Genomic DNA, 12,449 nt, shown 5'->3' with positions numbered 1-12,449 from the left:
TCTCCCAGATCATGTCGTGGGATCCGTCGGTGCTCGCCGAGATCGGCAATGGCTGGACGAAGTTGGGATCAAAGGTCGAGGACTTGTTCACGCGCTACAGGTCCTCCGTGGTCGCCGTCAACGGCGGGCATTGGGAGGGGGCCGCCGCCGATGCGGCAGTGCATCGCGCCGAGTCGGATCAGCGCGCGGCTCATCAGTTGGTCGGCCACCTGAACCGGGCCGCAAAGGTGGCCAGCGACGGCTTCGCCGTCATCAACGAGCCCTTGCAACGGGCCCGCGCGGCTGTCGCCGAGGCAACCAACGCCGGCTACGTCGTGCGCGAGGACTTGAGTGTCTACAAGCCCGGCAAGTCCACCGAAGACGACGAGAAGGCCATGCGGCGGTTCGCCGAGCGAATCACATCTGCCGCCAACGCCACCGAAGCGGCCGACACCTCGGTCAAGAACGCGCTGAGCGCCACGAGGGGAGAGTTGCGGGCCGCGTTCACCAGCGCGGCGGCGTTGGGCGGTGCGCAGGCCCGCGCCGACGCGAAAGATCTGCTGAAAGACCCTTCACATCTGACGCCCGAAGAGCTTCAGCGGTTGGCCGCGGCGGGTTCACTGACCCCCGAGCAACTCGACGCCCTCCAAGCCGGCGATCAGGTGAACATCCCCGCCTCGCAGATGGAGTACCTGAACGGGCTGGCTCGGTCTTTGGACGGAAAAACCCCGACGAAATCGAGGCGATTCTCAATGCCCTGCCCGCGGACGCTCGCCACAGTGTGGCCAATGCACTACAACTGGTCTCCAACGAGCGGGTGACGTCGAATATCGCCGGGGATCAGGACATCCCCACCAGCGGTGGTTTGGCGCTGTTGCCCGACAGCTACCGGCGATCGCTGACTCGCGGGGATCTGGTGGTCACGAAATCGGTGGGAATCAACGCAACAATCCTCAACGGGGTGAAGGACAACCAATCGATCGCCCGGGTGGCCGGAATGGCCGATGACCGCTTCAAGGCCGGGTCAGCGCTGGACCAACGGCTGATGGATGTCGGCCGCCAGTATCTGCATGCGCAGGTTCACTCTGAGCAGGACTTCAATGGGAACCTGAGTATCGACAATGAGAGCACAGAGGCGTTCGTTGCGCGCGGCCGTGGTCTGCCGCTGGAGGTGACCGAAGACATCTTTCGAGCTATTGCGCCGGACAAGATCGCGCTGCACGATGCGGTGCTCAATCCAGCCCACGGCCAGGATTTCATCACCGATCTGCTCACTCACCGCTCCTGGGCGGACGGCGGGGCGGCCGCCAAAGCACTCTTCACGTTCAACCCAGACGAGCAGTTCGTCCACGCTGGCGAGTCACACGCAGGTTATGCCATGGCGGCCAGAGACGGGGAGATCATGCAAGCCGTCGCCCATGCGATGAGCACCGACGCTGCCCGGAATTTGATGCTGGACGTGCCGGGATCCAACCATCACAGTGTCGGACAGCTCAACCCCGAGCTGATGCGCCAGGTCGCCACCAGCATGGCGCCGTATATCCCGGATCTGGCCGGGGCCGGCGCACCGCCGGACCGCCAAACCGCCGGGTTCCATGTCGGTTTGGGCGAACAGAACTGGGCCGACACCGACGGCCGGCACGGTGGTTTGGTCAATATCATGTCGATCATGGATTCGGATTTGACCAAGAACCCGAGCCATCCCGGAGCCGGTGAGATCTTCAACGCGGGCGCCGTTGCCGCAATGACCGGTCAAGAGGGAATGTTCGCCCACGACCCGCACGCACCCAACGCCGGTTCACATTTGATCGCCTCGGGCATCATTCAGGGGGCCCTGGACCAGGGGCTGATGACAGCCCTGCAACACGATGCCACCAATCATCAGGCCAATCTGCACGACGTCTGGCAGCACAAGAAGGACGCGTGGGATACCTGGCAGCGACTTGCCGGGGTAGCGGAAGGCGAAATCAAGAAAGCCGGGCCATTCGGTAAAGCGTTCGGCTACGCCGACGAGCTATTCGGTGATCAGATCAAGGACGGCCTGAAGAACGACTTTCTGGGTAAGGAGCCGGACAAGAACGTCACGGTAGACCAACTCCCCGCACCCAACTGGGAGAGGCTTTATAACCAAACTCTCGTGCAGGTGCCGCCCGGAATGTTTACCGCGCAGATGCGTGACCATTACCAGTGGGCGTTCGGCGACGATGGGCACGTGCTCGGATATGAACAAGCACTCGCGAAGGGGCAACAGCAAGGAATAGCCCCAGCTGACATCGAGAACGGCTACCAAGTTCTCCTGAATTCTTTGAGTGACGACGCGTGGGAATCCTTCAGTCACGGCTATGGGACCGTCACCGGCGTCATCGTTCCCAAAGGAAAGTGACGGTGAAGCTGACCCGCATTCTTGGCATTCTGGCCGTGGCAATCATCACTGCTTCCGGGTGCTCGGAACATCCACCCCACGATCCGCAGCCGGGCTCACCGACCCCGACCGTCGAGCAACTGCATCCGCAGTTCAGCTACGTGTGGTCCGCCGGGTCCAGCGTCGATCTGTTCTCCCGCCCGGCCGAACTGATCCGCGCGACCCGGGAAGCTTTGTACCTCACTCAAGTTTTCGGGCCGGACAAGACCTTCCCGGGATACATGACGGCGATCGGCGGGCCCAAGGACCCCCGTGACCCGAACTACCGATTCGAGACCACACAGCAGGCCGAGGCGGGTTTCGTCGAAATCGGCAAATCGCCGCAAACGTTGTTTTTCCACATCGCCGAACTGACGATCTCCGCCGACCACACAAATATCGAGGCAATCGTCTGCGGATACACGATTGCCGCACCGGACAACACCACCGGACTCAACCCGAACGCCCTGCGCGATGCCCACCGTATCGAGTTATCCGGGCCCGCCTCCGACACCCAGCCCACCAGCCTGGTCGACGACCATCCCGATCGGGTCGATCCCCGCGCCGAAATGCCACCGAGCTGGAACGTCTTTCAGAGCTGGCACATCACCAAACTGGTCAACTTCGAACCCGGCGATATCCCGGCACGCTGCGGAGACTGGTGGCAGTCTCAACTCCCCTACCTCTGGCGGCCGCCCGGTGAAAACATTCTCAACCCACCGCCTGGCGACCCCCATTTTCAGATGCCACGCGAACCGGTCAAACCGCAATTCCCCGAATGGATCAAAGCCAACCAGATGTGAGCGCACGTCCGGCAACATTCCATCAGGAGTTGGGAGGAGTCTTAGTTGAGAAATAAGGCAGTCGTGGTATTAGCGGGCGTCATGGGCATCGCATCAGCCGGACTCACATTTTTGTCATGGGCAAGGCTTTACGACGTCGGCCTCTATTGGAATGCCTTTGGTGTGTACACCGGCCCCAACGACAATTACAACAACAGGTTCGGACCACCGCTTGGCCACCTCGTCAACACCGTCCCGGGCTGGACAGTGCTGACCGCCTCGGTCGCGGCCACCATCACCGTCGCGGCGGCGACACGAATGCGCCGGCTCGGCCTGGTTGCACCCGTCTTCGCGTTCGTCGCGTTCGTCGCAGCGGTCGCGTGCCTGGCCCATCCGGCATTCTTGATCAGCGACCTCAAAGCGGCCTTAAGCCCGGCCGACCCTGACCGAGCCTTCCTCAACTCAGGCGTTGTGATCACCGAAGTCGTGACCACCGGCGTGCTGGTGATGTGCACAAGCCTCGCCGCAATTTCGGGCATCCGACGTGGGCGCGCCGAACGTCGATCACCGGTAACAACAGACTGAAACCCTGCTCCCAGTTCAACCGAGACCACGACGCCTGCGCAAGACGGCGACGTCCTCGGCGATCAGAGTGTCGATACGTTCGGCGAGCCCCTGCTCCGTCACCGGCACCGCCCGTTCGAGGTCAGGTGCGAATAGGTAGTCGCCGTCGTCCTGGAGCCGCACGCAGACGGCAACGCTCCCATCCCAATTGACCCCCCACTCGCGCGCAGGCACGCAGCGGGACTGCAACGTCGTCATCGCTGCCACGTCGCCGGCCGGCACCACGTGCTCGCGTCGGCGCGTCGGCGCCACCCGCAAGGACACGTGCCACTCAAAATGGTCCTCGCCCTCATCTCTGGGGACATTTCGAGTGAACCTGTCCAGGTACCCCGGAATCACAATCGACGAATGCTGGCCGGGGGCAACTAAATCCACCGATTCGGCGATTGCGGCGCCCAGGTCATAGGGCGATAGCGCGAACACGTCGACAACGTCTTCACCCGGCCGCTGGGAGGCGAGAAACCCCAAATCACCTGCGCGATAAGCCAGAATCCGCAGATCAGGATCCGCAGAAGTGAAGTTCACCCGGCACTCCACCCAGATGTCAGCCTCCACATAGGCGCGCGCCCACCGCTGGAAAATAGTGAGGTCTCCCCCATCGAACCGCTCCGCCACCACGGAGGCATTCGTCTCTGGGGCCGCGGCAGGCTGGGTCCGCCAGAACGGATACGGCAAACCGTCCCGACCCTGTACCTCGCAAATTCCCAACAGGTCGATCAGTGAGATGCAGCCGACCTGCTCCAGTCGTGCGGTCGTCGTCACGGCAGCCGCCAATCGATCGGGTCGGCCCCCATCCCGGTGAGCAGTTCATTGGCACGACTGAACGGCCGCGACCCGAAGAACCCGCGCGACGCCGACAGCGGCGACGGGTGCGGCGATTCGATGGCGACACAATTGCCTTCTGCCAACATCGGCTTGAGCGTCGATGCGTCGCGCCCCCACAGGATCGCCACCAGCGGCTGCTCGCGTCCTACCAGTGCGCGTATGGCGCACTCCGTCACCGCTTCCCAGCCCTTGCCCCGGTGCGAGGCAGGAGTGGAAGGTCGTACGGTGAGCACCCTGTTGAGTAGCATCACACCCCGTTGGGACCAGGGCGTCAGGTCGCCGTTGGACGGCGGTGGGAAACCGAGATCGGCGCTGTACTCGTCGAAAATATTGGACAGGCTGCGGGGCAGCGGGCGCACGTCCGGCGCCACCGAGAAGCTCAGGCCCACAGCGTGGCCGGGCGTCGGGTAGGGATCTTGCCCGACAATGAGCACGCGCACGTCGTCGAAGGGGAAACTGAACGCGCGCAACACGTTCGGACCGGCGGGCAGGTATCGTCGGCCGGCCGCTATCTCCGCGCGCAGGAACTGTCCCATCTGGGTCACCTGGTCGGCGACCGGCGCCAATGCGGCGGCCCAACCCGGGTCGACCAGTTCAGTGAGCGGGCGCGCGGTCACGACAGCCCCTGCACCAGCAGCACCACGGTGTCGGCGCCAGCGTGGCGGTCCTTCGAAATCTCCTGGTAATCCGGCGATTGCGCCCACTCCCGAAAGGCCACCTCGTCCGGAAACGACATCAGCACCACCTTCTCGCGGTCCCAAGCCCCCTCGACCACTACCGGCGACTCATCGGCGGCGAGCACCGTGCCGGAGTAGCGACAGAAGACGTCCATGAATTTCACCTGGTATCTGTCATAGGCCGCCCGATCGGTGAATTTGAGCTGGGCGATCGCGTAGACGGTCATCGCGCCAGCCTATGCATCGAACGACTGCCAGCCCGCGTACCCCTCCCACTCCGTGCCGTCGACGAGCACCCGGGCCGGCCCCTCGATAACTCGCCCGATCACCCGCCACCCGGCCGGCACTTCATCGCCGAAACACGCCACCAGGGCATGATCTTCGCCCCCGCCGAGCACCCACGCCCAGGGGTCGGCACTGACAGCGGCCGCCGCCCGCGACACCGCGTCGTGGTCGACGGCCAGGGCCTCGGTGGACAGGTCGATGCCCACCCCGGACGCCTCGGCAAGGTGCCGGACGTCGGCCACCAGGCCGTCGGAGACGTCGATCATCGCCATCGCGCCGCCGGCCGCGGCCATCGCCCCCTCACCGTACGGCGGCAACGGCACCAGGTGCCGGTGCCGCAGGCTGTGAAAATCGTCAACTCCGAAGCGCCACAATGTATATCCAGCAGCCGAACGGCCCAATTCACCGGCGACGGCGACCACCGATCCGGCCCGCGCGCCGGACCGCCGCACCGGTGCCCGGCCCTCGAGATCACCGAGCACGGTCACCGAGATCACCCACTGCGGGCAGCTGACCAGGTCTCCGCCGGCGATACCGGCGCCGACCCGTTGCGCCTCGTCCCACATCCCGTCGACCAGCGCATAAGCCTGGGCTGCGGGAGTTGTGCCGGGCGCCCCGAAGCCCACCACGAAGGCGGTCGGCCGCGCACCCATCGCTTCGATGTCGGCGGCGTTCTGGGCGATCGCCTTGCGCCCGACGTCGTAGGGGGTCGACCAGTCCAGCCGAAAGTGCCGATCCTGCACCAGCATGTCGACCGAGATCACGGTGCGTTCGTCGCTGCCCGACACCACCGCCCCGTCGTCGCCGGGACCGACAGTGACGGTAGCGGGCTGTCGACGATCCCGCACCAGCCGCTCGATCACCACGAACTCACCGACCTGCTGCAACGTCGGGGACTGCCCCGATGCGTCGTCGAGCACCTCACCTCATCTCTGTGCGGTGGCCGTGCGAGGCCCCCCGGATGGCCGTCCGACCTGCGGTAAGTTGAGCTCTTGCCGGTTCGGCCGGACCGGGCCAGTGTAGTCGTGACGGCGGATCGCAGAGGAGACAGCCACATGACAGGCGACGCCGAGGTCGGCGGCCCGCCGCGCGCCGCCATGATCGCGGCCCTGGTGCTGGCTGTGGCCACGATTGTGGCAATCCTGGCGTTCGCGGCCATCCGGCACACGTCGAGCCAACCGGTGACACTTCCTGCGGTGCCGGCGCCGCAGGCCGCCAGTCCCGCCTGTCGGGCCCTGTTGGACGCACTCCCCAGGCAACTCGGCGATTTTCAGCGCGCCGAACTGGCGCAGCCGGCACCCGAATCCACCAGCGCTTGGCGGTCCGGCACCGCCACCGAGCCAGTGGTCATGCGCTGCGGCCTGCAGCGCCCCGCGGATTTCGTGGTGGGCTCGCCCATCCAGGTCGTCGACAAGGTGCAGTGGTTCCAGGTTTCCGAGCAAGGTTCGTCGGAGGAAGGTAGATCCACCTGGTACACCGTCGACCGTCCGGTTTATGTGGCGCTCACGCTACCCGCGAACTCGGGACCCGTTCCGATCCAAACTCTTTCGGGCGTCATTGACCACACGATCGCCGCGGTGCCAATCGACCCGGGTTCACCTCGCTGACCGGGGCTATCGCAAGCCCACTCCCCGGGCCAGTGCGGTGTCCACCATGGTGGCCAGCAGAGTCGGGTAGTCCACCCCGCTGGCCGCCCACATCCGCGGGTACATCGAGATGGTGGTGAACCCCGGCATCGTGTTGATCTCGTTGATCACGGGGCCGTGGTCGGTGAGGAAGAAGTCAACCCGGGCCAGGCCTTGGCAGGCGATGGCTTCGAACGCGCGAATCGCCAACTGCCGCAACGCCTGCGCGACGTCGTCGTCGACCTTGGCAGGCACGTCCAGTTCGGCCGCGTCGTCCAGATATTTGGTCTCGAAGTCGTAAAACGAGTCTTCGCGTCCGCGTACCCCGGCCACCCGGATCTCCCCCAGCGTGCTGGCTTCGATTGCCCCGTCCGGCATTTCGAGAACACCGCATTCCAGCTCGCGACCGTGGATAGCCGCCTCGACGATGACCTTCGGGTCATGCCGACGGGCCGCTGCGAGCGCGGTGGGCAGCTCGTCCCAGCTCGCGACCCGGCTGACGCCGATCGACGAGCCGCCGCGGGCGGGCTTGACGAACACTGGCAGGCCCAACCGCTCGCGTTCCTCGGGCTGCAGCGTCGGCTGCGACGGTCGTAGCACCACGTAAGCCCCGACCGGGAGCCCCTCGGCGGCGAGCAGCTTCTTGGTGAACTCCTTGTCCATGCCGGCGGCACTGGCCAGCACCCCGGCACCCACGTACGGGACACCGGCCAGTTCGAGCAGCCCCTGGATCGTGCCGTCCTCACCGTAGGGTCCGTGCAACACCGGAAACACCACGTCGACAGCACCCAGAATCTCTGAAGCTCCGGGCGTCAGGGAGATCAACTGCCCGGCGCGCCGGGGGCTGGCCGGCAATGCAAGTTCGGTCCCCGAATCGTCGCTCACCCCCGGCAGTTGACGGTTGGTGATTGCCAGCGCGGCAGGGTCGCCGTCGGTGAGCACCCAGGAGCCTTCCGGCGTGATGCCGATCGCGACGACGTCGAACCGTTGCGGGTCCAGGTTGCGCAGAATGCTGCCCGCCGACACGCACGAGATGGCGTGCTCGTTGCTACGACCGCCGAAAACCACGGCGACGCGAACACGGTTGCTGGCAGTCACAACCTGGAGAGGCTACCGGGTCAGCGGCACACACGTCGGCGCCGCCGCCGCGAGCTGGGTTTATCGCTGCAGACGCCCTATTCGGGCTTGGTGCTGCGGCCCAAAAGCAGAGCTATCGCCTCGTTGACCGACAGGCCTCTATGACAGACCCGGTGCACGGCGTCCGTCAGCGGCATTTCGACGTCGTAACTCGATGCCAGGGCCAGCACCGATTCGCAGGAGGTGACGCCCTCGACGACGTGGCCGTCCTTGCCGTGCAGCGCCGTGTGCATGGTGTCACCACGACCGAGGCGCTCACCCAGCGAGCGGTTGCGCGAATAGGGAGAGGTGCAGGTGGCCACCAGGTCGCCCACCCCGGCCAGGCCCGCCAGCGTCGCCCCCTTGGCGCCCAGTGCCAGCCCCAGCCGCATGATCTCGGCCAGACCCCGGGTGATGATGGCTGCCGCGGTGTTCTCGCCTAGGCCGACTCCGACCGCCATCCCGCAGGCCAGGGCGATGACGTTCTTGCACGCGCCGCCGATCTCGGTGCCCACCACGTCGGAGTTGGTGTACGGACGGAAGTAGCCGCTGTTGAGGAATCGTTGCAGCGCCACGGCGCGTCCCGAGTCGCTGCACGCGACGACGGTGGCGGCGGGCTGGTTCTGCGCGATCTCGCTGGCCAGGTTCGGCCCGGAGATCACCGCGACCTGGGAACTGTCGACACCGGTGACCGACACGATCACCTGGCTCATCCGCATCAGCGTGCCGAGCTCGATGCCCTTGGCCAGGCTGACCAGTGTCGCGCCGTCGGCCCACATGCCGTTCCACTGCTCGAGATTGGCCCGCATCGTCTGAGCGGGCACCCCGAGTAGCACCGTCGTGGCGCCCGACAGCGCCTCCTCGGCATCATTGGTGGCGCGGATACCGGCGGGAAGCAGCGTGCCAGGAAGGTAATCGGGGTTGCACCGGGTCGCATTGATCTTGTTAGCGACGTCGGCGCGGCGCGCCCACAGTGTGACCTCGCCCCCGGCATCGGCAAGCACCTTGGCCAGCACGGTGCCCCATGCGCCCGCGCCCATTACCGCGACGGTTCCCGTGCCGGCCATCCACCACCCCTAATATTTCGCCGGTGCCGTCGTGACGGTGACGGCAGCCGCTAAACAGTAATCCCCGCGACCGGCCGCCGTCACGTCCAGCGTGTCGGCCGCAAACCGGCGCTGGCAGGATGATGACATGGGCGGCGCACACGGGGATGTCGGGCTGATCATCGCCGTCAAGCGATTGGCCGCCGCCAAGACCAGACTGGCTCCGGTGTTCTCGGCGCCCACCCGCGAGCAGGTGGTGCTGGCCATGCTGATGGACACCATGACCGCGGCGGCCCGGGTGCGTTCGTTGCGTTCGATCACCGTCATCACCCCCGACGAAGTTGCGGCGGCCGCGGCCATCGAGCTCGGCGCGCAGGTGCTGGCGGACCCGACGCCGCCGGACGACCCCGACCCGCTCAACAGCGCCATCACGTCCGCAGCACATGCCATCGACATTCCCAATATCGTTGTGTTGCAAGGTGATCTCCCGGCCCTGCAGGCACCGGAACTCGCCGAAGCCATCTCGGCGGCCCGCCTCTACCCGCGCAGCTTCGTCGCGGACCGGCTGGGCACCGGCACCGCGGCGCTGTGCGCGTTCGGAACCGAGCTGGCCCCCCGGTTCGGGCCGGATTCGGCCGCGCAGCACCGTCGTTCGGGCGCTATCGAACTGACCGGCGCCTGGCCGGGATTGCGTTGTGATGTCGACACCCCGGCCGACCTGACGGCCGCCCGCCGACTCGGGGTGGGCCCCACGACCGCGCGCGCCATCGCGTATCGTTCGGCGCGGTGAGCCTGACCACCGGGTGAATGCCACCCCAACGGCATATGGATCTCTGCCGACTGCTGGCAGCATCGCCGGGTGATAGGCAATGATCGCAGGGTGACCGAAATCGAAGCCACCCCAGAGGCAGAGGCACGCCCCGACGACCACGCTTGGCACCCTGGCGACTCGGCCCCAGCGGCACCTCCGGCAGCCACACCGGCGGCGATCACCGACACGCTGCCCGAGGAGCGCTACCTCAACCGGGAACTGAGCTGGCTGGATTTCAATGCCCGCGTGCTCGCACTGGCCGACGACAACTCGATGCCGCTGCTCGAGCGCGCGAAGTTCCTGGCGATCTTCGCTTCGAACCTCGACGAGTTCTACATGGTTCGAGTCGCCGGCCTCAAACGGCGCGACGAGATGGGCCTGTCGGTCCGCTCCGCGGACGGATTGACGCCGCGCGAACAACTTCGCCGCATCGGCGAGCAAACTCAGCAGATCTCCCTCCGGCACTCGCGCGTTTTCCTCGATTCGGTGCTACCCGCACTCGAGGCGGAAGGCATCTACATCGTCACGTGGGCAGACCTGGACGAGGCCGAACGGGAACACTTGTCGACGTATTTCCACGAACAGGTCTTCCCCGTTCTCACGCCGCTGGCGGTCGACCCCGCCCACCCCTTCCCCTTTGTGAGCGGGCTGAGCCTGAACCTGGCCATCACGGTCAGACAACCCGAGGACGGCACCCAGCATTTCGCCCGGGTGAAGGTGCCCGACAACGTGGACCGGTTCGTCGAACTCGAACCCAAGGGCGATGGCGACGAGGTGATCGTCCGGTTCCTGCCGATGGAGGAGTTGATCGCGGCCTTCCTGCCGGTGCTCTTTCCCGGCATGGAAATCGTGGAGCAGCATGCGTTTCGGATCACCCGCAACGCCGACTTCGAGGTGGAAGAGGACCGCGACGAAGACCTGCTGCAGGCGCTGGAGCGGGAATTGGCGCGGCGACGGTTCGGTTCGCCCGTGCGGCTGGAGGCGTCCGACGATATGACCGAGAGCATGCTGGAACTGTTGCTGCGCGAGCTTGACGTGCATCCCGGCGATGTCATCGAAGTGCCTGGGCTGCTGGATCTGTCGTCGCTGTGGCAGATCTACGGCATCGACCGGCCGGCGCTGAAGGACCGGGCCTTCGTGCCGGCCACCCACCCGGCATTCGCCGATCGGGAAACAGCCAAGAGCATCTTCGCCACCTTGCGCGAGGGCGACCTGCTGGTGCACCACCCGTACGACTCGTTCTCGACGAGCGTGCAGCGCTTCGTCGAACAGGCCGCGGCCGACCCGAACGTGCTCGCGATCAAGCAGACGTTGTACCGCACCTCCGGGGATTCCCCGATCGTGCGGGCCTTGATCGACGCCGCCGAAGCCGGGAAACAAGTGGTGGCAATGGTCGAGATCAAGGCGCGATTCGATGAGCAGGCCAACATCCGGTGGGCGCGAACCCTAGAGCAGGCCGGCGTGCACGTCGTGTACGGGTTCGTCGGGCTCAAGACGCACTGCAAGACCTGCCTGGTAGTGCGTCGCGAAGGCCCCCACATCCGGCGGTACTGCCATGTCGGAACCGGCAACTACAACGGCAAGACGGCACGACTGTACGAAGACGTGGGGCTGCTCACCGCCGATCCCAACATCGGCGCCGACCTGACCGACCTGTTCAACACGCTGACCGGCTACTCGCGAAAGCTGACCTACCGCAACCTGTTAGTGGCCCCGCACGGCATCCGCACCGGCATCATCGAGCGTGTCGACCGCGAGGTCGAAGCCCACCGTCGCGGCAGTGACGCGCGGATCCGGCTCAAGATGAACGCTCTGGTGGACGAGCAGGTGATCGACGCGCTCTACCGCGCGTCGCAGGCCGGCGTGCGGGTGGAGGTGGTGGTGCGCGGCATCTGCGCGTTGCGCCCCGGCACCGAAGGCATCTCCGAGAACATCACCGTCCGCTCGATTCTCGGTCGCTTCCTGGAACATTCGCGGATCCTGCACTTCAATGCCATCGACGAATTCTGGATCGGCAGCGCCGACATGATGCACCGCAATCTGGACCGGCGGGTCGAAGTCATGGCTCAGGTGAAGGATCCCCGCCTGACCGGACAACTGGACGATCTTTTCGAGTCCGCGTTGGACCCCGCCACCCGATGCTGGGAGCTGGGTTCCGACGGCCAGTGGACGGCGTCGCCGAAGGAAGGCGAGAGCGTGCGCGACCACCAGGTGTCGCTCATGGAGCGACACCGCAGCCCGTAGTCCCGCACCGTCTCGGGGGGCAACATCCACCAGC

Annotated in this window: 11 protein-coding genes and 1 pseudogene; 6 read left to right on the top strand and 6 right to left on the bottom strand. The window is 65.8% G+C overall.

Annotated elements, in window-relative coordinates:
• Positions 1-11: 11 nt before the first annotated feature.
• The 3 genes and pseudogenes from JX552_RS09905 to JX552_RS09895 all read left to right on the top strand — a co-directional run bounded on the left by JX552_RS09905 (position 12) and on the right by JX552_RS09895 (position 3,747).
• Positions 12-2,362, top strand: a pseudogene (locus JX552_RS09905) (TPR repeat domain-containing protein).
• 2 nt (positions 2,363-2,364) lie between these two features.
• Positions 2,365-3,183: a hypothetical protein gene (locus JX552_RS09900; protein WP_205877158.1), complete on the top strand. Its 819-nt coding sequence runs from the start codon at positions 2,365-2,367 to the stop codon at positions 3,181-3,183.
• Between the two features lie 45 nt (positions 3,184-3,228).
• Positions 3,229-3,747 carry a hypothetical protein gene (locus JX552_RS09895; RefSeq protein ID WP_205877157.1) on the top strand — a complete coding sequence of 173 codons (519 nt, stop codon included), beginning with the start codon at positions 3,229-3,231 and terminating at the stop codon, positions 3,745-3,747.
• A gap of 15 nt (positions 3,748-3,762) precedes the next feature.
• On the opposite strand, the gene JX552_RS09890 is transcribed toward JX552_RS09895, so the two are convergent.
• Genes JX552_RS09890 through JX552_RS09875 form a run of 4 tightly spaced genes read right to left on the bottom strand, consistent with a single transcriptional unit; the run spans position 3,763 to position 6,493 of the window.
• The gene (locus JX552_RS09890; protein WP_241010993.1) at positions 3,763-4,548 is read right to left on the bottom strand and encodes an ESX secretion-associated protein EspG; all 786 of its coding nucleotides are present in this window, start codon (positions 4,546-4,548) and stop codon (positions 3,763-3,765) included.
• The gene (locus JX552_RS09885) at positions 4,545-5,228 is read right to left on the bottom strand and encodes a uracil-DNA glycosylase (protein ID WP_205877156.1); all 684 of its coding nucleotides are present in this window, start codon (positions 5,226-5,228) and stop codon (positions 4,545-4,547) included. The genes JX552_RS09890 and JX552_RS09885 overlap by 4 nt, the downstream gene beginning before the upstream one ends.
• Complete coding sequence (locus tag JX552_RS09880; protein ID WP_205877155.1) at positions 5,225-5,515, bottom strand: DUF1330 domain-containing protein; 291 nt, start codon at positions 5,513-5,515, stop codon at positions 5,225-5,227. The genes JX552_RS09885 and JX552_RS09880 overlap by 4 nt, the downstream gene beginning before the upstream one ends.
• Before the next feature lie 9 nt (positions 5,516-5,524).
• On the bottom strand, positions 5,525-6,493 hold the full coding sequence (locus JX552_RS09875; RefSeq protein ID WP_205877154.1) for a thiamine-phosphate kinase: 969 nt from the start codon (positions 6,491-6,493) through the stop codon (positions 5,525-5,527).
• Between the two features lie 135 nt (positions 6,494-6,628).
• Here JX552_RS09875 and JX552_RS09870 point away from each other — a divergent pair, with 135 nt between their 5' ends.
• Positions 6,629-7,180, top strand: a complete 552-nt coding sequence (locus JX552_RS09870) for a DUF3515 domain-containing protein (protein WP_205877153.1) — start codon at positions 6,629-6,631, stop codon at positions 7,178-7,180.
• A 6-nt stretch (positions 7,181-7,186) separates the two neighbouring features.
• Here JX552_RS09870 and JX552_RS09865 read toward each other — a convergent pair whose 3' ends face one another.
• Both JX552_RS09865 and JX552_RS09860 read right to left on the bottom strand, forming a co-directional pair.
• Positions 7,187-8,296: a D-alanine--D-alanine ligase family protein gene (locus JX552_RS09865; RefSeq protein WP_205877152.1), complete on the bottom strand. Its 1,110-nt coding sequence runs from the start codon at positions 8,294-8,296 to the stop codon at positions 7,187-7,189.
• A gap of 77 nt (positions 8,297-8,373) precedes the next feature.
• Positions 8,374-9,381, bottom strand: coding sequence for an NAD(P)H-dependent glycerol-3-phosphate dehydrogenase (locus JX552_RS09860; protein ID WP_205877151.1), 1,008 nt, complete (start codon positions 9,379-9,381; stop codon positions 8,374-8,376).
• A gap of 127 nt (positions 9,382-9,508) precedes the next feature.
• On the opposite strand from JX552_RS09860, the gene cofC reads away from it, so the two are divergent.
• Both cofC and JX552_RS09850 read left to right on the top strand, forming a co-directional pair.
• Positions 9,509-10,150 carry a 2-phospho-L-lactate guanylyltransferase gene (cofC, locus tag JX552_RS09855; protein WP_205877150.1) on the top strand — a complete coding sequence of 214 codons (642 nt, stop codon included), beginning with the start codon at positions 9,509-9,511 and terminating at the stop codon, positions 10,148-10,150.
• Positions 10,151-10,219: 69 nt separating this feature from the next.
• A complete protein-coding gene (locus JX552_RS09850; protein WP_205877149.1) occupies positions 10,220-12,415 on the top strand; it encodes an RNA degradosome polyphosphate kinase in 2,196 nt (731 codons plus the stop codon).
• Positions 12,416-12,449 lie beyond the last annotated feature (34 nt).

The sequence above is a fragment of the Mycobacterium gordonae genome (genome assembly GCF_017086405.1).
Lineage (GTDB): Bacteria > Actinomycetota > Actinomycetes > Mycobacteriales > Mycobacteriaceae > Mycobacterium > Mycobacterium gordonae_D.
The sequence above is the reverse complement of the archived record's forward strand: the minus strand, read 5'-3'. Positions and strand labels throughout refer to the sequence as shown.

What these genes read in the sequence shown, in the direction of transcription:
- JX552_RS09870 (WP_205877153.1), top strand. Translation starts at nt 6,629, where the DNA reads ATGACAGGCGACGCCGAGGTCGGCGGCCCGCCGCGCGCCGCCATGATC.
- cofC (WP_205877150.1), top strand. Translation starts at nt 9,509, where the DNA reads ATGGGCGGCGCACACGGGGATGTCGGGCTGATCATCGCCGTCAAGCGA.
- JX552_RS09880 (WP_205877155.1), bottom strand. Translation starts at nt 5,515, where the DNA reads ATGACCGTCTACGCGATCGCCCAGCTCAAATTCACCGATCGGGCGGCC.
- JX552_RS09860 (WP_205877151.1), bottom strand. Translation starts at nt 9,381, where the DNA reads ATGGCCGGCACGGGAACCGTCGCGGTAATGGGCGCGGGCGCATGGGGC.